Source organism: Marinobacter litoralis (genome assembly GCF_016427555.1).
GTDB lineage: Bacteria > Pseudomonadota > Gammaproteobacteria > Pseudomonadales > Oleiphilaceae > Marinobacter > Marinobacter litoralis_A.
The window spans coordinates 131,634-154,069 of the sequence record NZ_JAELVS010000005.1 but is presented as its reverse complement, the minus strand read 5'-3'; the positions used below and the strand labels follow the sequence as shown (position 1 = coordinate 154,069).

Here is a 22,436-nt window from a genome sequence, read left to right as displayed (position 1 = left end):
GTTAAATGATGACCTCTTTTAACTCATTGAATAAATGGCGAGAACGCACATGCCAAAAGAGCAGGCTGAGATCGAACTTTTCCAGACGATGATTGTTCGGGCTCTGGAGCAGGAAGTGGCACCTTTTTACGAGCAGTGGGAAGAAGCCGGTGAGCTCCCTCGAGCCCTTTGGAATACGTTGGGCGAGGCTGGCATGCTGGGTATTGATTTGCCCGAGAAGTACGGCGGCGCGGGGGCGAGTTTCGAAATCAGCCAGCTAGCCATCGAAGAAACGGCACGTATGGGGTTCGGTGGATTGGCTTCGGGCTATAACATTCACGCCAATATCGTGATGCCTTATATCCTGCATTTAGGTTCTGAAATGCAGAATCAGGCTTGGTTACCGCGGATGAGTTCGGGTGAGGTGCTGGGTGCGATTGCCATGACCGAGCCGGGTGCGGGCAGCGACCTGGCTGCAATGCGAACCACCGCTGAGCGCACTGCAGAGGGCTGGAAAATTAACGGGGCCAAGGTGTTTATAACTAACGGTTTGCAGGCTGATCTGGTGATAGTGTGCGCGAAAACAAACCCTCAAGCTGGCGCGAAAGGTGTCTCGCTTTTTCTGGTGGATACTCGTTTACCAGGCTTTTCCCGTGGCAAGGGCATCAAAAAAATTGGCCAGCACGCCAGCGATACTGCTGAGTTGTTTTTCTCGGATCTGGTCGTGCCCGAAGACGCTTTGTTGGGTGAAGAAGATAAAGGCTTTGTTTATCTGATGCAGGAGTTGCCCCGGGAACGTTTGGGCGTTGGAGCTCAGGCTATTGGTGCCTCCGAGGGTGCGCTGGCGTTGACACTCGATTACGTGCAACAGCGGCAAGCTTTTGGCCAGCGCATTGCTGATTTCCAGAATACCCGCTTCAAACTGGCAGAGGCTCGTGCTCGTATTGATATGGCCCGAGCTTACCTGAACCAGTGTGTTGCTAAATACCACCAAGGCAGCATGAATGCGACCGATGCCGCGGTTCTGAAATTGATGCTGACTGAAATGCAGTGTGATATTGCCCACGAATGCCTGCAATTGTTCGGGGGGTATGGTTACACGCGGGAATATCCGATTTCGCGCTTCTTTGTGGATGCCCGTGTTCAGACGATTTATGCCGGTACCTCGGAAATTATGAAAGAGGTCATTGCCCGTTCCATGCTGGGCAAATAACGATTCCGAAAATACGACTAGGAGTAACACATGATGAAACTGACAGACGTAGTCATCCTTGACGGTGCCCGCACCGCGATCGGTAGCTTCGGGGGCAGCCTCAGCGCATTGGCTCCGGTTGAGTTGGGTACAGTTGCGGCGCGCGAAGCTATTAGACGTGCTGGTGTGGCCGCGGAAGATATCGACCACTCGGTATTTGGCCACATCATCACGACGGGTCCGCAAGATGCGTACCTGGCTCGCCATATTGCTTTGAACGTGGGTATGCCAAAGAGCTCGGCGGCACTCAACGTTAACCGATTGTGCGGCTCTGCGGTTCAGTCGGTCATCAGTGCCGCGCAATTGATCGTGATGGGAGATAGCCGTATGGCTTTGGCCGGAGGCGCCGAGTCGATGAGCCAGGGGGCGTACATTCTGCCGAATGCGCGTAAGGGCTTCCGGATGGGTGATGGTCGGGCTGTTGACCTGACGCTTGGTATTCTCAGTGACCCGTTTGGCAGTGGACATATGGGGATGACCGCCGAGCGCATTGCGGTTAATCACGGCCTGACTCGGGAGGCTTTGGATACCTTTTCGGCAGAAAGTCACCGGCGTGCCGCTAATGCCATTGAGCAAGGTTATTTCGAAGATCAGATCGTGCCTGTCACGGTCCGGCAAGGCCGCAAGGAAGTAGTGTTTAAGCAAGATGAGCACGTTCGCGCCGGTACTACGGCAGAGAGCTTGTCGGCACTTAAACCGGCGTTTAGCAAAGACGGCATGGTAACAGCCGGCAACGCCTCTGGGATCAACGATGGGGCTGCGGCAATGGTGCTGACCAGTGCGGCCGAAGCTGAAAAGCAGGGATTGAAAGCGCGGGCGCGTTTGGTGGGTTATGCCTTCGCTGGTGTTGATCCTGAGATTATGGGAGTAGGTCCTATACCGGCCGTTCGTCAGGTGCTGAAGCAAACCGGCCTGTCTGTAGAGGATCTGGATGTAATCGAATCCAATGAAGCGTTCGCTGCACAAGCAATGGCAGTTAGTCGGGAACTGGGGCTACCTGAAGATAAAGTGAACCCGAACGGCGGCGCGGTTGCCTTGGGGCACCCGGTGGGAGCAACGGGTTCTATTCTGATTATCAAAGCGTTGTCTGAGTTGGAGCGAACCGGTGGCCGCTTTGGTCTGATCACCATGTGCATTGGTGGCGGGCAAGGGATTGCGTTGGTTGTTGAACGGTTGGACTAAAGCCGGAGTTGTTTCCGGTATCGAATTCGGGTTAATGTTTACGTTAACGTAAACTTCAGAGAAAGGCGCGCGCTCAGTGCGACAGGGCACTGAACGCAACGAGACTAATAAACGGGAAAGTGGGTTATGGAATTTCAAAACGTTCCGGCTATCGTGACTGGCGGTGCATCTGGTCTGGGTGAAGGCGCGGCTCGCGCGCTCGCCGCGGCGGGTTGTAAAGTGGCCATTCTGGATGTGAACAAAGATCTGGGTGAAAAAGTGGCTGCCGAGATTGGCGGCCTATTTCTGTACTGCGATGTTTCCTCTGCGGATAGTGCTGAAGCGGCTGTCAGCGCGGCCCGTGAAGCCCACGGCCCATGCGGTGTTGCGATCAATTGTGCCGGTATTGGCCCAGCTGAAAAGATTCTGGGTCGCGAAGGCGTTATGCCGCTGCAAAACTTTAACCGGGTTATCCAGATCAATCTGATAGGAACTTTCAACATTCTTCGGTTGGCCGCAGTCGATATGGCGCAGCGCGAGCCTAACGCCGACGGCGAGCGCGGGGTGATCATCAATACCGCGTCGGTTGCTGCATATGAAGGACAGATCGGACAGGCTGCTTACAGCGCATCCAAAGGCGGTGTGGTGGCGTTGACGCTGCAATCCGCTCGCGAATTGGCGCGAGAAGGTGTCCGCGTGAACACCATTGCTCCGGGCCTGTTTATGACACCCATGCTGGCGGGCATGCCGCAGGAAGTTCAGGACAGCCTGGCGGCAACGCTGCCGTTCCCGAAACGTCTGGGTAAGCCCGAAGAGTTCGGCATGATGGTCGATCAAATGGTACGAAACCCGTTGCTGAACGGTGAAGTCGTGCGTTTGGACTGCGCTTTGCGCATGGCGCCCCGCTAAAACAGCAACCGTAGGTGACAAGTATGACGAACCTTGTTGATCAAGAAGAGCTGAACCTGTTCCGGGACTCTGTAATCAAAGCGCTGGAAACAGAAGTTGCGCCGCATTACGAAGCTTGGGAAAAGGATGGCATCGTGCCGCGAAAGCTTTGGAACACGTTGGGCGAAGCCGGCATGCTGTGCGTTGATGTGCCCGAAGACTGTGGCGGTTGCGGCGCACCCTTCCAATATTCCGTGGTTGTCGGTGAAGAGTTGGCTCGTATGGGCTTTGGTGCGCTTTCCACCAACGTGATGGTGCATTCCGACATAGTAGCGCCGTACCTTTCTCACATCGGCAACGACGAGCAAAAGCAGCAGTGGCTACCCAAGATGGTTTCTGGCGAAGCCGTTGGTGCCATCGCCATGACCGAACCCGGCGCAGGCAGCGACTTGCAGGCCATCCGCACCAGCGCGGTTAAAGACGGCGACCAATACGTACTGAACGGCTCCAAGACGTTCATTACGAACGGTCAGCATGCGGACATGGTGATCGTGGCGGCTAAAACCGACCCCAATGCCGGCGCAAAGGGCATTAGCCTGTTTCTGGTAGACACGTCGCTGCCCGGGTTCAGTTGTGGTCGAAACCTCGACAAAATCGGCCAACATTCTGGCGATACCTCCGAGCTGTTTTTCTCTGATATGCGCATTCCCGCTTCGGCATTGCTGGGTGAGGAAGGCCAGGGGTTTGCTTATCTGATGCGTGAATTGCCCCGTGAGCGGCTGGTCATTGGTGCATTGGGTGTTGCTGCTGCTCGCGGCTCATTGGATATGACCATCCAATACACTCAGGAGCGGGAGTTGTTCGGTCAGAAGCTCAGCCAGCTTCAGAATACCCGTTTCGAAATAGCCCGTATGGAAACGGACTACCGCATCAACAAGGCCTTCGTGGATCAGTGCATTCGCCAGTACGAAGCCGGCGAGCTGGATGCGCCTACGGCTTCGATGGCCAAGTACAGCGCAACGGAAATGCAGTGCCGTGTGGCAGACGGCTGTTTGCAGCTGTTCGGCGGTTACGGTTACACCACCGAATACCCGATTTCGCGGAACTTCATTGATGCTCGGGTGCAGCGTATTTATGGCGGCACATCCGAGGTGATGAAGGAAATCATTGCCCGTTCGGTACTGGGGCGCTGAGGGCGTTCTGTAGGTTGGGCTTGGGCTCCTAGCCTTTGGGGTGTGCGGGCGGGTACGCGGGGTATGGGGTGTTTTTCTTCTGGGAAAAATAACTCGCTTCGCTCAGACATCTTTTTCCCTGCCAGAAAAGCACCCCACACCCCCCTACCGACGGGCAGCACAGGCATAGGAAGTTTTCCGGTGAACCCGTCAATGCCCGTCGGCGCGGGGTGGTCTTTTCATTTTTTGCCAGAAAATGATGTCTGAGCGAAGCGAGTTCTTTTTCAAAAAAAATGAAAAGGCCAGCGCGCAAGCCCGCCCGCACAACAGGAAGTCTGGGAGCGGAAATCGGGCCTGACGAACAATATTTTATCCAATACTGAGGAGAGCAACACTCATGAACAACGATGTCGTAATAGCTGGCTCGGCCCGAACACCGATGGGCGGGATGATGGGCTCTTTGAGCTCAGTGCGTTCCCCTGAACTGGGCGCTATCTCCATCAAGGCGGCCATTGAGCGGTCCGGATTGCAGCCGGCCGATATTCAGGAAGTGATCATGGGGTGCGTACTGCCGGGTGGGTTGGGGCAGGCCCCTGCGCGCCAGGCTTCTCGTGCTTCTGGCATTCCGGATAGCTCGGGTTGCACCACCATCAACAAAATGTGCGGTTCCGGTATGCAGGCCGTGATCATGGCTCACGACCAAATCAAAGCGGGCACCAACAACATCATGATTGCTGGCGGCATGGAAAACATGAGCCAGGCGCCTTACCTGTTGCCCAAAGCCCGTGCCGGTATGCGCATGGGGCATGGTCAGGTGATGGATAGTATGTTCCTGGATGGTCTGGAAGACGCCTATGAAGGTGGCCTGATGGGCGTATTCGCCCAGCGCACGGCGGATAAGTTCGACATTAGCCGTCAGGATATGGATGAGTTTGCCATTGGCTCGCTGCAGAAAGCACTGGCTGCGATCGAGAATGGTTGGTTCCGCGATGAGATTACGCCGGTGACTGTCTCTGGCCGCGGCGGTGATACCGAAGTGGATACGGATGAACAGCCCGGTAATGCCAAGCCCGAGAAGATTCCCCACCTGAAGCCGGCATTTGCCAAAGACGGTTCGGTAACCGCAGCGAATTCCAGTTCTATCAGTGACGGTGCGTCTGCGTTGGTGCTGGCTTCATCGGCTGAAGCCGAGGCACGCGGCCTGACACCTCAAGCGCGAATTGTTGCCCACGCAACCCACGCTCGGTTGCCCGCGGAGTTTACCTTGGCGCCGATTGGTTCCATCGAAAAAGTGTTGGATAAAGCCGGTTGGGCTGTGGACGATGTTGATTTGTTTGAAATTAACGAAGCCTTTGCCGTGGTGACGCTTGCCGCAATCAACGAGCTGAATCTGCCGGCTGAAAAGGTGAACGTTCATGGTGGCGCTTGTGCACTGGGGCACCCGATTGGGTCGTCCGGATCCCGCATTCTGATCACCTTGATCAACGCACTGAAACAGCGTGGCCTCAAGCGGGGTGTGGCATCACTGTGTATTGGTGGTGGCGAAGGAACTGCGGTGGCGGTTGAGCTGATTTAAAAAAGAGTGGCCGGACGCAGGACACGTCCGGCCATTTAGCCGAGCAGGGTTACGGCAGGTCAGTGACCGCGCCGGTGGACGCTGAACTCACCGTCCGGGCGTATTTCGCCAACACTCCGCGAGTTACTCTAGGCTCCGGAGCCTTCCAGGCCTTGCGCCGTTTTTCCATCTCTTCTTCCGAAATTTCCAGAACAATGGTGTTGTTCACCGCATCAATGGTGATGGTGTCGCCTTCTTCTACCAACGCGATCGGCCCACCGACTGCGGCTTCCGGAGTGATGTGCCCGACGACGAAACCGTGGCTTCCGCCGGAAAAACGACCATCGGTAATCAACGCCACATCACTGCCCAAACCACGGCCCATAATCGCCGAGGTGGGGCTCAGCATCTCGCGCATGCCCGGGCCGCCCTTGGGGCCTTCGTACCGAATGACCAGTACATCCCCGGCGACAACGCTGCCATCCAGAATGCGTTCTTGCGCTTCTTCTTCAGAATGGAACACCCGAGCACGACCTGAGAAATGCGTGCCTTCCTTGCCGGTGATTTTCGCCACCGAACCTTCAGGTGCCAGATTGCCGTAGAGAATACGCAGGTGACTGTCGGCCTTAACCGGATTTTCGAAAGCGCGGATAATCTGCTGATCTTCAGGGTAGGGCGTAACATCGGCCAGATTTTCAGCCAGTGTTTTACCCGTTACCGTCATGCAGTCGCCATGCAACATGCCGCGATCCAGCAACATCTTCATGAGCGGCTGAATACCGCCAATCGCTACCAGCTCAGACATCATGTAATGCCCGGACGGGCGAAGATCTGCGAGTACAGGAACGGTTTTACCAATCCGCACAAAGTCATCCAGCGACAACTCAACACCTACCGTGCTCGCCATACCCAATAAGTGCAGCACCGCATTGGTGGAGCCGCCCAGCGTAATCACCACCGTGATGGCATTTTCGAAGGCTTCGCGGGTCATGATGTCAGACGGTTTAATGTCAGCATCCAGCAGTTTCAGCACCGCCTCACCGGCGGCTTCGCAGTCGGCCAGTTTATTATTAGACACCGCATTCTGAGCCGAACTGCCCGGCAAACTCATCCCCATCGCCTCAATCGCAGAAGCCATGGTATTTGCCGTATACATGCCCCCACAGGAACCGGCCCCGGGAATCGCCGTTTCCTCGATCTGCTTCACTTCAATCAAATCCATCTTGCCCTGAGCGTGCGCGCCCACGGCTTCAAACACGGAAATAATATCGGTGTGATTCTCTCCGGGCTGAATAGTGCCGCCATACACAAACACTGATGGCCGGTTCAACCGCGCCAGCCCCATCAAACAGCCGGGCATGTTCTTGTCACAGCCGCCAATCGCCACCAGCCCGTCAAAGCCTTCACAACCGGCCACCGTCTCAATGGAATCTGCAATCACCTCCCGGGAAACCAGAGAATACTTCATGCCCTCCGTCCCGTTGGCGATCCCGTCTGACACCGTGATGGTATTAAAAATCAGACTCTTACCACCGGCCTGATCCGCCCCCTTGGCAGCCTCCCGGGCCAGCCCGTCAATGTGCATATTACAAGGCGTCAGATTGCTCCAGGTGGAAGCAATCCCGACTTGGGGCTTCCGGAAATCGGCATCCTCGAAACCCACTGCCCGCAACATAGCCCGGCTGGCAGACTTATTAATGCCATCCACCACCGGTGCAGAATAGCGACGTCGTTTATCCGTAGCCATGAAACCACCTTTATAAGTTAGAAATCAAAAACGGTAACTACCAGAGAACACCACATAGCAAGCAAGTGCAACCGTCCACCACGGCCTATCCCCAAAAGGTTAGCCGGTAGCGGGGTGCGGAGTCATTTTCTGGCAGGGAAAAAGATGTCTGAGCGAAGCGAGTTATTTTTCCCAGAAGAAAATGACTCCGCACCCCGCAAACCCGCCCCCAAAACCAGAAGGCTAGGAAGCCGAAAACGCCCAAACTCAACCCAAAGCCGACCGAACCGAACTCAACGGCTGAACCAAAACCTCCTCAACCGTATGCAACTTCTCCAACTGAGCCCGAAGCATCGCAATCGGCCGGGAACCCTCCAGCGTCAACGCAATATCCAAATGCTCGCCCCCCGAACTCATCGACATCTCCGAAATCCGAAACCCACGCACCCGAACCACCTGACACAACCGCTCAAGCGCCGCCGCCTCCGACTGCATACGACAATTCAAGTTATAGCTGGGTGTAGAACACTCTGCTTGCGGACTCATGCTACCTGCTCCTTAGTAGATGCGCTGGTGCGCCGGGTTTCATCAATCATCTCTTTATTGCTGCCACCGGGTTTCACGATCGGCCAAACGTTCTCCTCGCGGCTGATGGCAACGTGCAACAACATCGGCCCGTCATAGGCGAGAATGGCTTCAATGCCTCTGCGAATCTGATCCGTGCGCTCAATGTGCAGGGCCGGAATATCGAAAGCCCGAGCCATCGCTACAAAATCCGGGTTGTCATCCAGATTAATGTGACTCTCCCGGTTGTTGTAGAACAGTTCCTGCTGCTGGCGAACCATACCCAAACACTGGTTATCCAAAATGATCAGCTTCAAAGGCAAGTTGTAACGGCGAATGGTGGCCAGCTCCTGCGCGTTCATCATGAACGAGCCGTCACCGGTCACATTGATAACCGTGCTGCTGCGGTCGGCAAACTGTGCGCCGATGGCGGCCGGTAAACCAAAGCCCATGGTGCCTAAACCACCGCTGGTGAGATGGTGGCGTGGGTGATCAAACTCGTAATGCTGGGCCACCCACATCTGGTGTTGACCAACGTCGCAGGCAATCACGGCGTTGTCGGGTGCGATTTTTGAAAGCTGGCGAACAAACGCGGGGCCTGAAATCGGTGCCAGAGACTCTTCGTTGTCCGCAGCCTGAAAACCGCCGGTGGTGTGCCAGGTTTTGCATTGCTTTTGCCAGTCGGAGATCAACAAAGGTTCTGAACTCAATGCCTTGGTGAATGCGTCGAGGATCTGATTCAGGTCGCCTCGCAACGCCAAATCAGCCGGCCGAAGTTTATTGATTTCCGCGGCATCGGCATCAATGTGGATCATTCGGGCATTGGGGGCGAAGCCATCCAGCTTGCCGGTGGCTCGGTCATCCAGGCGAGCGCCGATCACGAACAACAGGTCGCACTCTTCAACCGCTTTGTTCGCCGCTCGAGATCCGTGCATGCCCAGCATCCCCAGGTTGTAAGGGTTGCCTTTGCCGGGGTTGCCTATGCCCTTCAGGGTAACAACGGAAGGCATGCCGGTGGCTTGGACAAATTGACGGAAGCTGTCTTCCGCCTGCGCCAGAGAGACGCCGCCACCACTGTAAAGCAATGGGCGCTTGGCCGATCGCAGCATTGCCAGCGCTTCGGCAACATCCGGGCAATTGCTTTCTGGCGTTTCTGCTTTGGTGGCAATCGGAGCAGCAACGTCGGCAAGCAGAATGTTCTTTGGAATATCAACCCACACAGGTCCCGGCCGGCTGCTCTGCGCCAGGGTGATTGCTTCTTCCATAATGGCGGGTAACGCGTTGGCATCGTCCACTAAATAGCTGTGCTTCACGATGCCTAAGGTCATGCCCAGAATGTCGGTTTCCTGAAACGCATCGGTGCCGATCAGAGGTGAGGGCACCTGACCACTGATAACCAGCATCGGAATGGAATCCATGTAGGCGTTGGCAACACCGGTAATCAGGTTGGTTGCGCCCGGGCCCGAAGTGGCAATGCAAACGCCAATGTCGCCGCTGGCGCGGGCAAAGCCGTCGGCGGCCAACGCGCAGGCCTGTTCGTGGCGGCACAGCACGTGCTCCACGCCAACATCGTCTACCAGGGCATCGTAGAGAGGCATAATGCAGCCGCCCGGATAGCCGAAAACAGTATGGATGTTGTGGCGGTGAAACGCGTCAAGAATGTGCTGTGCGCCGTTCATGGTCGTTATTTCCCTTTTCTTTTGCCGCATAAAAAGAAACCCCCGGGACCTTTCGGTGCCGGGGGTTTCTGGTGTCTGTATCAGGTTGTCGCTATTTCACCTGCTTGTCCACGCAAAAGCCCCCGGACGGTACCACGACCACCAGGATTAGCTTGACTAGGACGATTACAGCAGTGAAGTTCATAAAATCGACAGTTTGCTCTGAATAGAGTTGAACAATATGTGTAGAATCTACCGCACGTTTAAAACCGGTTGCAACTACTTATTGCAAATTGTTGGCATAAATCCAACTTTCACGGCAACCAAAAACAATGAAAACGGCGAGAGTGGTATGACGAAAGCAAAGTGGGGTTCTTTGGGGCTATCGCTGCTGGTAATTGTGGCTTTGATCCTCTGGTTGACGACCGGAGAGGTCAAAGTAGCGAGCAACGATGCGCCGGAAACGCCCGAACAGCAGGAGAAAGAGCCTACTCAGGTCGAAGTGGAAATCCTGAAAGCGGAGCTCTACCAGCCCTCGATAAAATTACAGGGGCAAATCGAACCTTGGCAGAAGGTCATGGTAAGTGCACGCACGGCGGGAACGGTTGAGCGCTTGCAGGCCAACCTGGGGCAGCAGGTAAAAGCAGGTGATCCTCTGTTGAAGCTCTCCACCGATGGCCGTGATTCTATCGTAGCCAGCTGGCAGGCACGCATACGTAAGCTGAACGCCGATTTATCTGCGGCTCGTAAGCTGAAAGCCCGAAACCTGGTGGCGGAGAAGGAAATATTGAGTCTGGAGAGCGAGCTTGCGGCGGCGCGGGCGGAGCTGACGGCGGCACAGCTGACTCTGCAGCACCTGAACCCTGTGGCGCCGTTTGATGGGGTGGTCAACCGCCGCGAAGTGGATCCCGGAACGCTGGTGAAAGTAGGCACGCCCTTGCTGGAACTGGTGCAGATTGATCGGCTGAAAGCCACAGGCCAGGTGTCTCAACAAACGGTGAAAGACGTTCAGCCCGGGCAGGCGGTTGAGGTCATATTACTGGATGACACCCGTCTGGCTGGCGTGGTCAGCTTTGTCGCCAGTGCTGCTGATACCGCCACTCGCAGCTTTGCGGTAGAAGTGGTGGTCGAAAATCCAGAGCGTAAGCGCGCGGCGGGCGGCACGGCAACGCTCAATGTGCGGTTGCCTGAGCAACAGGCCATGTTCATTTCGCCCGCGTATCTCAGCCTCAATGATGATGGGCGCCCCGGCGTGAAGTATGTTGATTCGAGCAATCAGGTGGTGTTCGAAACGGTCAAATTACTCAGCATTTCCACCGATGGAGCCTGGGTAACCGGCTTGCCCGACGAAATACTACTGATCACTCGCGGAGCCGGATTTGTGGTCGCCGGTGAGGTGGTGAATCCGGTTGATCGTTCCGACAAGCGGGGCTGATGATTGTGAGAACCCTTATCGCAGCTGCCATGGACAGAAGCCGGACCACTTTGCTGGCATTCGTGTTTCTCCTGATCGGTGGAATGATTGCTTATCAAGTGATTCCCAAGGAATCGAGCCCAGATATCGCCATTCCAATAATCTACGTTGCCATGTCGCTGGATGGCATCAGCCCGGAAGATGCCGAGCGTTTGCTTGTCCGCCCCATGGAGCAGGAGTTACGTTCGCTCGAAGGCATCAAGGAGATGCGGGGGAATGCCTCTGAAGGGCATGCGTCCGTTATGTTGGAATTTGATGCCGGGTTTGATGCTGACAAAGCCCTGCAAGATGTGCGGGAGAAGGTCGATACCGCGCGTAGCAAGCTGCCTCAAGAAGCCGATGAGCCTCGGGTGCATGAAATCAATATCTCGCTGTTTCCGGTACTTTCTATTGGTCTCTCGGGCCCCCTGTCAGAGCGTGAGTTGATCACGATCGCCCGGCGTTTTCAGGATGCCATAGAGGCGGTTCCGGAAGTATTGGAAGTGGATATTGGCGGCGACCGGGAAGACCTGCTGGAAATCGTGGTCGATCCGCAGGTACTTGAAAGCTACGGCATCGATTTCAACCAACTCGCATCGATGGTGAGCCGAAACAACCGGTTGGTGGCCGCCGGTTCCCTGGACACCGGTAACGGGCGCATGTCCTTGAAGGTGCCCGGTGTTATTGAATCCATTGAAGATGTGATGGCGATGCCCATCAAGGTGGATGGCGACACCGTTGTTACCTTCGGTGATGTCGCCATGTTGCAGCGCACGTTTAAAGATCCGACCGGATTTGCGCGCATCAACAATGAACCTGCTTTGGTGCTGGAGGTGTCGAAACGATCCGGCGCAAACATTATCGCCACCATCGACAAGGTGCGGTCTCTGGTTGAGCAGGTGAAACCCCAGTTGCCCGAAGCACTGGAAATTCGCTACATCATGGATCAGTCGGAAGAAGTTCAGGATATCCTCTCTGACTTGCTCAACAATGTAATGACCGCGATTGTGCTGGTGTTGATTGTGGTGATTGCAGCCATGGGCGCGCGCTCGGCCCTGTTGGTCGGGCTAACCATTCCGGGGGCATTCCTGACCGGTATTCTGGTGATCTGGAGTATGGGCTTAACGCTCAACATCGTGGTGTTGTTCAGTCTCATTCTGGTGGCCGGAATGTTGGTAGACGGCGCCATTGTGGTATCGGAACTGGCAGATCGCAATTTGACCGATGGCCAGCCGGTCAAAACCGCTTGGGTTGATGCCGCATCGCGGATGGCATGGCCCGTGATCGCTTCGACGGCAACCACTTTGGCGGTGTTTGTGCCCCTGCTGTTTTGGCCGGGCGTGGTGGGCGAGTTCATGAAGTTCCTGCCGATGACCGTACTGATCTGTCTCATAGCCTCACTGGCCATGGCGCTCGTGTTCCTACCGGTTATGGGTGGTGTCAGTGGTGGCCGGCGCGTTCATGAAGATGCGGTCGAGGGGCGGATCATGAAAGCCTATCGCAACACCTTGGGGAGCATTCTAAGGCGCCCCGGACTCACCCTGACCGGGGCCCTTGTACTTATCGTTTTGATCTATGCCGCCTATGGCCGCTTCAATCATGGTGTCGATTTCTTTCCGAGTGTAGAGCCGGATTCGGCACAGGTTCAGGTTCGTGCCCGGGGCGATCTTTCGGTCCTTGAGCGCGATGCCATTGTTCGTGAAGTAGAGCGCCATTTGCAGAACATGCCAGAAGTAAAAGCTCTTTACGCCCGCTCTATGCTGGCCACCGGCAACAATATGGCGCCGGATGTTATCGGTGTTTTGCAGTTCCAGTTCACCGATTGGCATACGCGCCGGCCGGCCACGGAAATATTGGAAGATTTCCGTGCACGAACCGCAGGCATCCCCGGTATAGAGCTGGAGTTCCGAAAACAGGAAGGTGGCCCGGCAGACGGGAAACCTGTTGAGCTGTTGGTCAGCAGTCTGGATTCCGGGCAGCTTGATGCCTACGTGGATGAAATTGAACAGACCATGCAGCGTATCGGCGGCTTTATCGATATTGAAGATGATCGCAGTTTGCCGGGCATTGAATGGCGCCTGCAGGTAAATCGCGAGGCTGCCGCTCGTTTTGGGACCGATGTACTGAGCATCGGTAGCGCCGTGCGTTTGGTGACCAACGGGATGGTTCTGGCTACTTATCGGCCCGAGGATGTTCGGGATGAAGTCGATATTGCGGTGCGGGTACCGAATAACTGGCGTGAGCTTGAGCACCTACAGCGGCAGACCATTAATACGCCTCGGGGGCAGGTACCATTGTCGGAATTCGTGACTTTGGAGCCGGGTGACAAAACCGGCAGTATCGTGCGTGTGGATGGTCAGCGTACCGTCACCATTAAATCTGATGTGGCGCCGGGCCGGCGCATGGACGAGCTGCTCAAGGCCTTGCAAGAACAAATGCCGGAACCACCGGAAGGCGTCACGCTGCGCTTCGGTGGCGAAAATGAAGACCAGCAACAAGCCTCTAGCTTCCTGATGAGCGCGTTTTTGGTGGCGATTGGCATGATGGTGCTTATCCTGCTCACTCAATTCAATTCCATGTACCAGACGTTGCTTATCCTTTCCGCCATTGTGCTTTCGACTGCGGGAGTACTCCTTGGCCTGCTGCTGAACGGTCAGGCGTTCGGCATCGTTATGGTGGGCATGGGTATTATTGCGTTGGCAGGTATTGTGGTGAACAACAACATCATCCTGATCGATACCTACAATCAGATGAAGCGAGAAGGCATGGAAGCGTTCGAGGCGGCACTCGAAACCGGCTGTTTGCGTTTCCGCCCGGTGCTTTTGACCGCCACCACCACGATTCTTGGCCTGATGCCAATGGTGCTGGGCGTTAACGTGAACTTGCTGGAGCCGTCGTTAGGATTGGGGGCGCCGTCCACTCAGTGGTGGACTCAGTTATCCAGCGCAATCGCCGGTGGCTTGGCGTTTGCCACCTTGCTTACCTTACTGCTGACCCCAGCTTTGCTGGTGCTGGGGGAGAACGCCGGTCAGCGTTTTCGGCTGCTGACCGGCCGCTCCGGCTAAAGCCGGACTCAGTGTTGTAAGCGCTGGGCAATGGCCTGGGCTTTGCCGGCCATTGCCTCGAGTTCCGGAACAGCCCGCAGGTTGTCTTCTGCCGCTTTGGACATTTTTTCGGAAATCTCGGCCACTTCCGTAACGTTTCGATTGATATCCTCACTGACGCTGGTTTGCTCTTCAGCAGCTGTCGCAACCTGAGTGGTCGCGTCATTTACGCTGAGCATGCGCTGATTGATAACTGCCAGCGTTTGCCTGACGGCATCCACGGAGTCGCTGCTCTCTCTGGCGACAATCCCGGAGGCCTCCATATACTCTGTGGCATCTTTAGATCCAGACTGAATATTGGCGATAATGCCGTCAATTTCCACCGTAGACGCCTGTGTTTTTGCTGCCAAATTGCGCACTTCGTCAGCCACAACGGCAAAACCTCTTCCCGCCTCTCCGGCTCGTGCCGCCTCAATCGCGGCATTCAATGCCAACAGGTTGGTTTGGTCTGCAATCTCGCGAATAACCTGCATAACATTGCCTACCTGCTCACCGCTTTTCGCCAGTTGCGCTACGGTTTCGGTAGAGCTTTGGATTTGGTCTGTCAGGCGATTCATGCTGCTGACGGCAATGTTGATCTGATCGTCGGCATGACGGGTCTGATTGGTGGTTTCATCAACCTGACCGGCCACAGAGGCCGCGTGGCGAGCGACGTCCTGCGCCGTCGCAGACATTTCGTTCATGGCGGTGGCGATCTGGTCGATACGCTGGTGTGCTTGATCTGACTGGTTCGAAACGGCATCGGCACTGGTGCGGATCATTGCGCCGGTATCAGCCAATTGTGTGGCATTCTGCTTCATCAGTTCGCCGGTATCGGTCAGGAAACGATGCAGAACCCGCGCCGTATCTGCCAGTTTGCCCAGTTCGTCCCGACGCTCAAGGGTAACCGGGTCGGACAGATCGCCTGCGCCAATTTTGGATAGCTTGCCAACGAGCTCCCGAGTAGGGCGTATCACCGAGCGAATCAATGCAATCAAGCAGGCGAGGGTGCCCAGAATGATAGCGCCAAGCAACAGACTGCCCATAAACCATGTGTCGGACCTGGCATCTTGGCGCAACTCAGCCGAGCGTGAAACGGCAACATCCCGGATTTGCGTGACCGCGCCCTCAATCATCCGGCTCGGCTCCCGGTCGATGCCGGCCACTGCCTGATCGCCTGCGGTGTGGTCGAAATTTGCGGCTTCAAATCGCATGAAGCCTTCGCGATAGGCGCGTCCCATGGTTTCATGAGACGCTTGGAATCGGCGCATCAGCGCTTTTGCTTTGGCATCCGTCAGCGTCGGGATCAATTGATCAAGCTGGTGCTGAATGTTTGCTTCCGTACTCTGAAACCTATTCCAGTACTTTTCACGCTGCGCCGGATCCGTTCCCCGAATCAATACGTTCTTCCATTCCTGAACCTGTGTTTTGAAATCGCTCAGGATGTCCTGAGCCTGTATGGCCTGAACCATTTGAGCGCTAACCAGATGATCGTAATGCGCTTGGACTTTCAAAGAACTGTTGAAATACATGGCCGCCATGGCTGCAATCAGCAGGTTGGCCAGCGAAACGACGGTGAGAATGCGGTTCAGGATACTTTTGGTGTACCACTGCATTGGAGGTAATCCTGTTTCATGTGGGGGTTGAACGGTATGATTCGGTCGTACGGAGCGGTCAGGAGAACCCTGCCGCAGATAGCTTCCTATTATCGGCCATTCGTGAAAATGCTGAACCCCCTTTTTGAAATTTATTCTGACCAGTGGCTACTGGCCGTGCACAAGCCATCCGGGCTGTTGGTGCACCGAAGCCCTATCGACAAGCACGAAACCGAGTTTGCCTTGCAATACGCACGGGAGCTGAACGGCGGCCAGCATGTGTATCCGATTCATCGGCTGGACCGACCCACGTCAGGCGTGCTGCTATTCGCTCGTGACCCGGATACGGCCCGGCTCATGGGGCAGGCGATGATGGCCGGCGAGGTGTCGAAAACCTATCAGGCGGTGGTGCGTGGCTGGACACCAGAATCCGGAGTGATTGATCATCCCCTGAAGGAGGAACCGGAAGATCGGCGATTGAAAGGGCTGGAACAGCCGGTTCGAGAAGCGCTGACTCACTACCGGAGATTGGCAACCACCGACTTGCCGGTCGAAATCGAGCGCTACCCCACCAGCCGCTATAGCTGGGTAGAGCTATACCCGAAAACCGGAAGGAAGCATCAGCTGCGCCGGCATATGAAGCACATTAATCATCCGATTATTGGCGATGCTAATCACGGTAGGGGGCGGCACAACCGGTACTTTGCCGAAAGGTTCGGGCAAGGTCGGCTATTATTGGCTGCAACGGAGCTGCACTTTAAGCATCCGGTGACAAACGAGGCAATGGTCCTGAAAACACCGCCGGAACAGAGCTTTCAGGACGTATTGACGCTCTTCCCCACCACTTAGCGTAAAGTGGGGAATCCGTGTTCCGCCTCCAAAGCGTAAGCCAGTTCGAGCAATGTGCGCTCGTCGCCGTGCTTGGCCATAAACTGCACTGATATCGGAAGATTGGTGTCGGTTAAACCCATCGGTACTGAAATGGCAGGAGCTCCGGTGGCATTGGCCAAAGGCGTGAAGTTGGAATACTGCGTCAGTCGCTCGAACAGGGTATCGAAAGGTACCGTCGGGCTAAGGTGGCCCAGAGGTGGCGTGGTGTGGGCGAGCACTGGCGTTAATACTGCGTCATAACCGGTCATCTCGCGTGCGTAATCGTGCCAGGAGCGCTTCAGACGCCAAATGGCACCAGGCAGTTTCCAGAGATTCTTACGGGTTCTGAGATCCAGGCCGTGGGTCAGGCCATTCACTCTGCGTTTATCAAAGTCGGGATGAAGCATTTTGTGTCCCTTAAGCTTCATGCCAAAGGCGAGCATACCCCAGTAAAGAGCAAAATCGTCCGGGAAGGACTTCGCGACGGGAACGCTCATGGGTTCAACGATATGCCCAGCCTGTTCCAGTAATTTGGCCGTTTTCTCAACCGTCGCCCGGGTGTCTGCATCTGTTGGATGGCCGTTAATGGAGTCCAGTACCAGGCCTATCCGCAGCCGTTTTTCGCTCGGCCCCCGCACATGGCCAACCTGCGGCAATTTCTGGTTGTAGAAATAGTGCTCTGCATGGGCGTAAAAGGCGGCGCTGTCGCGAACCGACCGCGTGACTACGCCGTCACTGACAATATCGACGGGCATGCTTTTCGCCGCTTCGTTCGGGATTACCCGACCTCGAGTGGGTTTGAGCCCGATCAGGCCGCAGCAGGCGGCGGGAATGCGAATTGAGCCGCCGCCATCGTTAGCGTGGGCAATTGGCACCACTCCAGCAGCGACCATTGCTGCGGAGCCGCCTGAGGATGCGCCGCTGGAGTAGGCAAGATTCCATGGGTTCCGGGTTGGCTCACCATTGGCAAATTCGGTGGAGGCATTGAAGCCGAATTCCGGCAGTGTGCTCTTGCCGAGGCAAATATAACCCTGTGCCATCATCTGTTCGACAAATGGACTGGTGGCCTTTGCCGGGCTGAGCGGCACAGCTTCGGAGCCGTGTCCGCTGGGTAAACCTTTTACATCGACATTGTCTTTAATGAACGTGGGAACACCTGCGAAGGGGGACTCAAGCGCACTTGCCAGTTCGGCGTGCGCCTGTGCCTGCTCGTAGTTGTCTGTGGCCACGCCGTTGAGAACGGCCTGAGCCTGCCTGGATCTTGCAATCGCTGCTTCGGTGACCTCGACGGCCGATACGTCGCCACGGCGAATTCGTTCGGCAAGATCGGTGGCATCGGACGAGCCGAGCGCATCATCCTGAAAACAATGAAAAGAGGCAGGCTGCTTGTGGTCCATTCCATACTCCGGATCAATCGATTGGAGCTAAACCATAACGCAGCTTGAAACGTGACGACATATCATTTCAGGTATGTCGCCACGATCCGTAGGGGGAGTTTTTGACAGTTGGGACCTGGGCGGCTTTTTAGTGGTTAAGACGCCTTCTTTCTGGCTTCCTTAATCACGTCGTAGGCGTGGCTGATTTCTCGTGTGCGTTCTTCGGCCATTTCGCGCATGCTCTCGGGCAGGCCCTTGCCGGCCAGTTTGTCCGGGTGGTTCTCACTCATCAACTTTCGATAAGCCCGTTTGACTTCGGCATCCGAGGCGCTTTGCGAAACGCCGAGCACTTTGTACGCATCATCCAGTTGCTGGCCAGTAGAATAGTTCGAGCTGCTGCCGGTTTGACCTGCGTGTGCGCCCCTCAACATGGCTTCGAGCTGGTCTACCTGGCTTTCCGGCAATCCCAGCCCTCGGGCAATACGAAGCAGCATTTCATGTTCCGCGGGATGCACCTGACCATCGGCCGCGACTGCGGATACCTGAATCTGAAGAAACATCTGGAGCAGGGCGGGCTGGCGGCCCGAAGCCGCCAGAAACTTCTGAAGCGCTGCGTCTAAATCAAAATCTGGCTGCTTGCCGCGGTTAAACGCCGCTTTGGCGATAGCTTTTTGTTCTTCGTTTAGACGGAAACGAACGAACATGGTTTCCGCCATCTGGATTTCGTCGCGGCTGACCACACCGTCGGCTTTACACAAGGCACCCATTACCGAGAATGCCGATTCTATGAAATTCTGCTGAATGTGCTGCAGCCCGCCGACCAGCTTGCTTTTCAGACGCTGAAACAGGAAAGCGCCAATAGCCGCGCCAATCAAAAAGCCGGGAAAGCGGCCAAAGGCGTAACCGATCAGGCCACCAAAGATCATTGCAAACAGCATTCAGGATTCCTTTAGGTCATTATCAATAGCTGAAATATACGGGTTTTTTGCCTCGACTTCATGAACAGGCTTTCATTCATCGGCTGCCCTGATTCGTGACAACGCTATTGCAACCAGGCCGCCAGTAAGCCTGCGGCGAGAGAGAGCATCATAGGGACGGCGACCAGAAGCCCAACGTGGCGATTGCCAATGGCCCAGGCAATACCCGACTTCACCAGATTGTTGACTGAGGCGGCAACAACGATCCCCAGTACGGCCGCCTCCATCGCGAGGCCGTTGTTAGACATACGAGTGAGCGACAAAGTAATGGCATCGACATCGGCAATGCCGGAGGTGGCGGCGAGGGCATAGATGCCGGCATCGCCGAAGGTATTTTTAAGAAACTCACCGAGCAGCAAAATCGCTGTAAGCAATACGCCGAATACCGCTGCGGACGCGAGATCCAGGGGGTTCTGAGACAAGATTGGTTGGCTCACCGATTTATGCCGGATATTGCTGCGCCAGATATAGAGCGCAGGGCCGTATAAAAACACGGTCATAACCAGTACGGGCATAACAAGGTCAGGTAACAGCGCCGGATTGATGATCAGACAATAAACCAGAATGCGCGGAAACATGGTGCCACAGGCAATCAGGATGCCGGCGGCGAACTGAGGGTTGAGCACGGGGTTTTGTTTCGACTGGCGCGCAAAATGCAGCGTTAGCGCGGTTGACGAACTGAGGCCGGCGAAAAGGCTGGTGAACAATATACCTTTCTGGGTGCCCGCCACGCGGATGGCAAAATAGCCGACGAAGGAGATAGAGGCGATCATCACGACCATCCACCAGATTTCTCTGGGGTTAAGCACCCCACCGGGCCCCATTCGCTCGTCGGGCAGCAGAGGCAGCATGACCACAGAAATGAGCAATAGCTTCAGTGCTGCATCCAGCTCATGTGCCTGCAGTTTTCTAACCCAATTATGAATTTCCTGTTTGTTATCCAAAATAAGCGCGGTGACAACCGCAGCGGCCGTAGCGATCACCGGGTCAATGGCAACGGCGACGGCACCAAAGCAGAAGGTCAGAAGCATGCCGATCAGGCCGGTGATGCTGAAATTCCGAATGTGTGTCAGTCGCTCCCGGTAGGCAACCAGCCCGATGGCTGCGACGCAAAAAAGCAGCGCCGGGAAGGCCCAAACGGTCATTTCGGTGGCCAGGACGGCTGACAAACCGCCAAGAAAACCCACCAGTGAGAAGGTTCGGATGCCGGCAATGCGTTCGCCGGCCTTTTGTTCTCTGGCCCCCCAGCCTCGTTCAAGGCCAACGATGGCTCCAAGCAGTAACGATAAGGCTAGGTGGATGGCGGTTTGGTTCGAGGCAATAAACTGGCTTGCAACATCGTCCATGCAGTTTCCCGTAAATAATGAGCCGGTATGTTTCAGTGTAGAAAATTACAACGCAGGGAGCACCTTTGGTGTGCGTGGTTGTGGGGTTTGTTACTTTTTTAGGCAGTTTCTGGTAAGCTTCGCGCCCCAAATCTGTAGTTATCTGCCTTCCCTGGATTTTCAGCGCGCTCTCGTAGCTGAGCATGTAACTGTTTCTTTTTTCTCTGTGTAACTGGATATCCCCAACCATGGTGAATTCTCTCAAACAAGATTGGTTCTCGAACATTCGAGGTGATTTGCTGTCCGGCATCGTGGTGGCTCTGGCCCTGATACCCGAGGCCATCGCTTTCTCGATCATCGCGGGTGTTGATCCCAAGATCGGGCTTTATGCGTCATTCTGTATCGCCGTTATTATCGCGTTTGTGGGTGGCCGACCCGGCATGATTTCGGCGGCGACCGGTGCTATGGCACTGCTGATGGTGACCTTGGTAAAAGAGCATGGTCTTCAGTACTTGTTGGCAGCGACGCTTCTGACCGGTGTGTTTCAGATAGCCGCCGGCTACCTGAAGCTAGGCAGTTTAATGCGCTTTGTGTCGCGCTCGGTGGTGACGGGGTTTGTGAACGCACTGGCCATTTTGATCTTCATGGCCCAGTTGCCGGAGCTGACCAATGTAACCTGGCATGTGTATGCCATGACAGCTACCGGGCTGGGCATTATTTACCTGTTCCCCTATGTGCCTAAGGTGGGCAAGCTGATCCCGTCTCCTCTGGTTTGCATTATCTCCATGACCGCTGTGGCCATGTTTCTGAATCTGGACATCCGCACGGTCGGCGATATGGGTGAACTACCGGATACCCTTCCGATTTTCTTGTGGCCCGATGTGCCCTTCAACCTTGAAACACTGATGATCATTCTGCCGTATTCTGCCGGGTTGGCGGTGGTAGGTTTGCTGGAATCCATGATGACGGCAACCATCGTGGATGATCTGACGGATACCACCAGTGACCGAAACCGCGAATGCAAAGGGCAGGGTATCGCCAATATCGGCTCTGGTCTGCTCGGTGGTATGGCGGGGTGTGCCATGATTGGCCAGTCTGTCATCAACATTAAATCGGGTGGCCGCGGCCGTCTATCGACGCTGACGGCGGGTGTGTTTTTGCTGGTGATGGTGTTGGTGCTTGATGAGTGGCTGGTGCAGATTCCGATGGCCGCGCTGGTTGCCGTTATGATCATGGTGTCTATTGGTACGTTCAGCTGGACCTCCGTTCGGGATCTGAAGAATCACCCGCTTTCGACTAACATCGTGATGGTGGTAACGGTCGTGGTTGTGGTTGCTACTCACAACCTGGCATTTGGAGTGCTGGCGGGCGTGCTGTTGGCGTCCTTGTTCTTCGCCAACAAAGTCGGCCATTACATGGCAGTGACGTCCGAGCTGGACGAAGCAACCAATACCCGCCGTTATACGGTAACCGGCCAGGTGTTCTTCAGTTCGTCAGAAAAGTTCACGGCTTCCTTTGACTTCAAAGAAGCGGTTGATAATGTGGTAATTGACCTCAGCCGCGCCCATTTTTGGGATATCACTGCCGTGGGCGCCCTGGATAAGGCCGTGATCAAGTTCCGTCGGGAGGGTGCGGATGTCGAGGTGATTGGCCTGAACGAAGCTAGTGCAACGATTGTTGACCGGTTCGGAGTGCACGATAAGCCTGATGCGGTCGATCAGCTGATGGGGCACTGACGTGCCCCGTGTCAACGCAAACGCGGATGGGCAATGCCATAATAACAAACAGATTTCTGATAAAGG

16 protein-coding genes are annotated in these 22,436 nt (G+C 55.5%); 9 read left to right on the top strand and 7 right to left on the bottom strand.

Going from position 1 to position 22,436, the window contains the following annotated elements:
* Positions 1-49 precede the first annotated feature (49 nt).
* The 5 genes from JAO79_RS13680 to JAO79_RS13660 all read left to right on the top strand — a co-directional run bounded on the left by JAO79_RS13680 (position 50) and on the right by JAO79_RS13660 (position 6,028).
* Entirely contained in the window at positions 50-1,192 is a 1,143-nt protein-coding gene (locus JAO79_RS13680) for an acyl-CoA dehydrogenase family protein (protein ID WP_199007813.1), read from the top strand.
* A gap of 33 nt (positions 1,193-1,225) precedes the next feature.
* A complete protein-coding gene (bktB, locus tag JAO79_RS13675) occupies positions 1,226-2,413 on the top strand; it encodes a beta-ketothiolase BktB (RefSeq protein WP_227664661.1) in 1,188 nt (395 codons plus the stop codon).
* 126 nt (positions 2,414-2,539) lie between these two features.
* Positions 2,540-3,301: an SDR family NAD(P)-dependent oxidoreductase gene (locus tag JAO79_RS13670; protein ID WP_199007811.1), complete on the top strand. Its 762-nt coding sequence runs from the start codon at positions 2,540-2,542 to the stop codon at positions 3,299-3,301.
* A gap of 23 nt (positions 3,302-3,324) precedes the next feature.
* On the top strand, positions 3,325-4,473 hold the full coding sequence (locus tag JAO79_RS13665) for an acyl-CoA dehydrogenase family protein (protein ID WP_199007810.1): 1,149 nt from the start codon (positions 3,325-3,327) through the stop codon (positions 4,471-4,473).
* Between the two features lie 376 nt (positions 4,474-4,849).
* Positions 4,850-6,028 (top strand): thiolase family protein, encoded by a 1,179-nt coding sequence (locus tag JAO79_RS13660; protein WP_199007809.1) that lies wholly within the window; start codon positions 4,850-4,852, stop codon positions 6,026-6,028.
* 49 nt (positions 6,029-6,077) lie between these two features.
* Here the strand turns inward: JAO79_RS13660 and ilvD are convergent, their stop codons facing one another.
* The 3 genes from ilvD to ilvG form a co-directional block, all read right to left on the bottom strand.
* Positions 6,078-7,754, bottom strand: a complete 1,677-nt coding sequence (gene ilvD / locus JAO79_RS13655) for a dihydroxy-acid dehydratase (RefSeq protein ID WP_199007808.1) — start codon at positions 7,752-7,754, stop codon at positions 6,078-6,080.
* Positions 7,755-8,000: 246 nt separating this feature from the next.
* Complete coding sequence (locus JAO79_RS13650; protein WP_199007807.1) at positions 8,001-8,279, bottom strand: ACT domain-containing protein; 279 nt, start codon at positions 8,277-8,279, stop codon at positions 8,001-8,003.
* A complete protein-coding gene (ilvG, locus tag JAO79_RS13645; protein WP_199007806.1) occupies positions 8,276-9,976 on the bottom strand; it encodes an acetolactate synthase 2 catalytic subunit in 1,701 nt (566 codons plus the stop codon). Before ilvG ends, JAO79_RS13650 begins: the two co-directional genes overlap by 4 nt.
* A 331-nt stretch (positions 9,977-10,307) precedes the next feature.
* Between ilvG and JAO79_RS13640 the strand changes: the two genes are divergently transcribed.
* Positions 10,308-11,390: an efflux RND transporter periplasmic adaptor subunit gene (locus tag JAO79_RS13640; RefSeq protein ID WP_199007805.1), complete on the top strand. Its 1,083-nt coding sequence runs from the start codon at positions 10,308-10,310 to the stop codon at positions 11,388-11,390.
* A 5-nt stretch (positions 11,391-11,395) separates the two neighbouring features.
* Positions 11,396-14,473, top strand: a complete 3,078-nt coding sequence (locus JAO79_RS13635) for an efflux RND transporter permease subunit (RefSeq protein WP_199007886.1) — start codon at positions 11,396-11,398, stop codon at positions 14,471-14,473.
* An 8-nt stretch (positions 14,474-14,481) separates the two neighbouring features.
* On the opposite strand, the gene JAO79_RS13630 is transcribed toward JAO79_RS13635, so the two are convergent.
* Positions 14,482-16,107, bottom strand: coding sequence for a methyl-accepting chemotaxis protein (locus JAO79_RS13630; RefSeq protein WP_199007804.1), 1,626 nt, complete (start codon positions 16,105-16,107; stop codon positions 14,482-14,484).
* 108 nt (positions 16,108-16,215) lie between these two features.
* Here JAO79_RS13630 and JAO79_RS13625 point away from each other — a divergent pair, with 108 nt between their 5' ends.
* A complete protein-coding gene (locus JAO79_RS13625; protein ID WP_199007803.1) occupies positions 16,216-16,935 on the top strand; it encodes a pseudouridine synthase in 720 nt (239 codons plus the stop codon).
* Here the strand turns inward: JAO79_RS13625 and JAO79_RS13620 are convergent.
* The 3 genes from JAO79_RS13620 to JAO79_RS13610 form a co-directional block, all read right to left on the bottom strand.
* Entirely contained in the window at positions 16,932-18,353 is a 1,422-nt protein-coding gene (locus JAO79_RS13620) for an amidase (protein ID WP_199007802.1), read from the bottom strand. The two genes, JAO79_RS13625 and JAO79_RS13620, sit on opposite strands and share 4 nt — an antisense overlap.
* A 134-nt stretch (positions 18,354-18,487) precedes the next feature.
* Entirely contained in the window at positions 18,488-19,270 is a 783-nt protein-coding gene (djlA, locus tag JAO79_RS13615; protein ID WP_199007801.1) for a co-chaperone DjlA, read from the bottom strand.
* A gap of 104 nt (positions 19,271-19,374) precedes the next feature.
* Positions 19,375-20,655, bottom strand: a complete 1,281-nt coding sequence (locus tag JAO79_RS13610) for an MgtC/SapB family protein (RefSeq protein ID WP_199007800.1) — start codon at positions 20,653-20,655, stop codon at positions 19,375-19,377.
* 227 nt (positions 20,656-20,882) lie between these two features.
* Here JAO79_RS13610 and JAO79_RS13605 point away from each other — a divergent pair, with 227 nt between their 5' ends.
* The gene (locus JAO79_RS13605) at positions 20,883-22,370 is read left to right on the top strand and encodes a SulP family inorganic anion transporter (RefSeq protein ID WP_199007799.1); all 1,488 of its coding nucleotides are present in this window, start codon (positions 20,883-20,885) and stop codon (positions 22,368-22,370) included.
* Positions 22,371-22,436: the final 66 nt, after the last annotated feature.

Coding starts and splice junctions, on each gene's coding strand:
- JAO79_RS13680 (WP_199007813.1), top strand. CDS start 50: ATGCCAAAAGAGCAGGCTGAGATCGAACTTTTCCAGACGATGATTGTT.
- bktB (WP_227664661.1), top strand. CDS start 1,226: ATGAAACTGACAGACGTAGTCATCCTTGACGGTGCCCGCACCGCGATC.
- JAO79_RS13670 (WP_199007811.1), top strand. CDS start 2,540: ATGGAATTTCAAAACGTTCCGGCTATCGTGACTGGCGGTGCATCTGGT.
- JAO79_RS13665 (WP_199007810.1), top strand. CDS start 3,325: ATGACGAACCTTGTTGATCAAGAAGAGCTGAACCTGTTCCGGGACTCT.
- JAO79_RS13660 (WP_199007809.1), top strand. CDS start 4,850: ATGAACAACGATGTCGTAATAGCTGGCTCGGCCCGAACACCGATGGGC.
- ilvD (WP_199007808.1), bottom strand. CDS start 7,754: ATGGCTACGGATAAACGACGTCGCTATTCTGCACCGGTGGTGGATGGC.
- JAO79_RS13650 (WP_199007807.1), bottom strand. CDS start 8,279: ATGAGTCCGCAAGCAGAGTGTTCTACACCCAGCTATAACTTGAATTGT.
- ilvG (WP_199007806.1), bottom strand. CDS start 9,976: ATGAACGGCGCACAGCACATTCTTGACGCGTTTCACCGCCACAACATC.
- JAO79_RS13640 (WP_199007805.1), top strand. CDS start 10,308: ATGACGAAAGCAAAGTGGGGTTCTTTGGGGCTATCGCTGCTGGTAATT.
- JAO79_RS13630 (WP_199007804.1), bottom strand. CDS start 16,107: ATGCAGTGGTACACCAAAAGTATCCTGAACCGCATTCTCACCGTCGTT.
- JAO79_RS13625 (WP_199007803.1), top strand. CDS start 16,216: ATGCTGAACCCCCTTTTTGAAATTTATTCTGACCAGTGGCTACTGGCC.
- JAO79_RS13620 (WP_199007802.1), bottom strand. CDS start 18,353: ATGGACCACAAGCAGCCTGCCTCTTTTCATTGTTTTCAGGATGATGCG.
- djlA (WP_199007801.1), bottom strand. CDS start 19,270: ATGCTGTTTGCAATGATCTTTGGTGGCCTGATCGGTTACGCCTTTGGC.
- JAO79_RS13610 (WP_199007800.1), bottom strand. CDS start 20,655: ATGGACGATGTTGCAAGCCAGTTTATTGCCTCGAACCAAACCGCCATC.
- JAO79_RS13605 (WP_199007799.1), top strand. CDS start 20,883: ATGGTGAATTCTCTCAAACAAGATTGGTTCTCGAACATTCGAGGTGAT.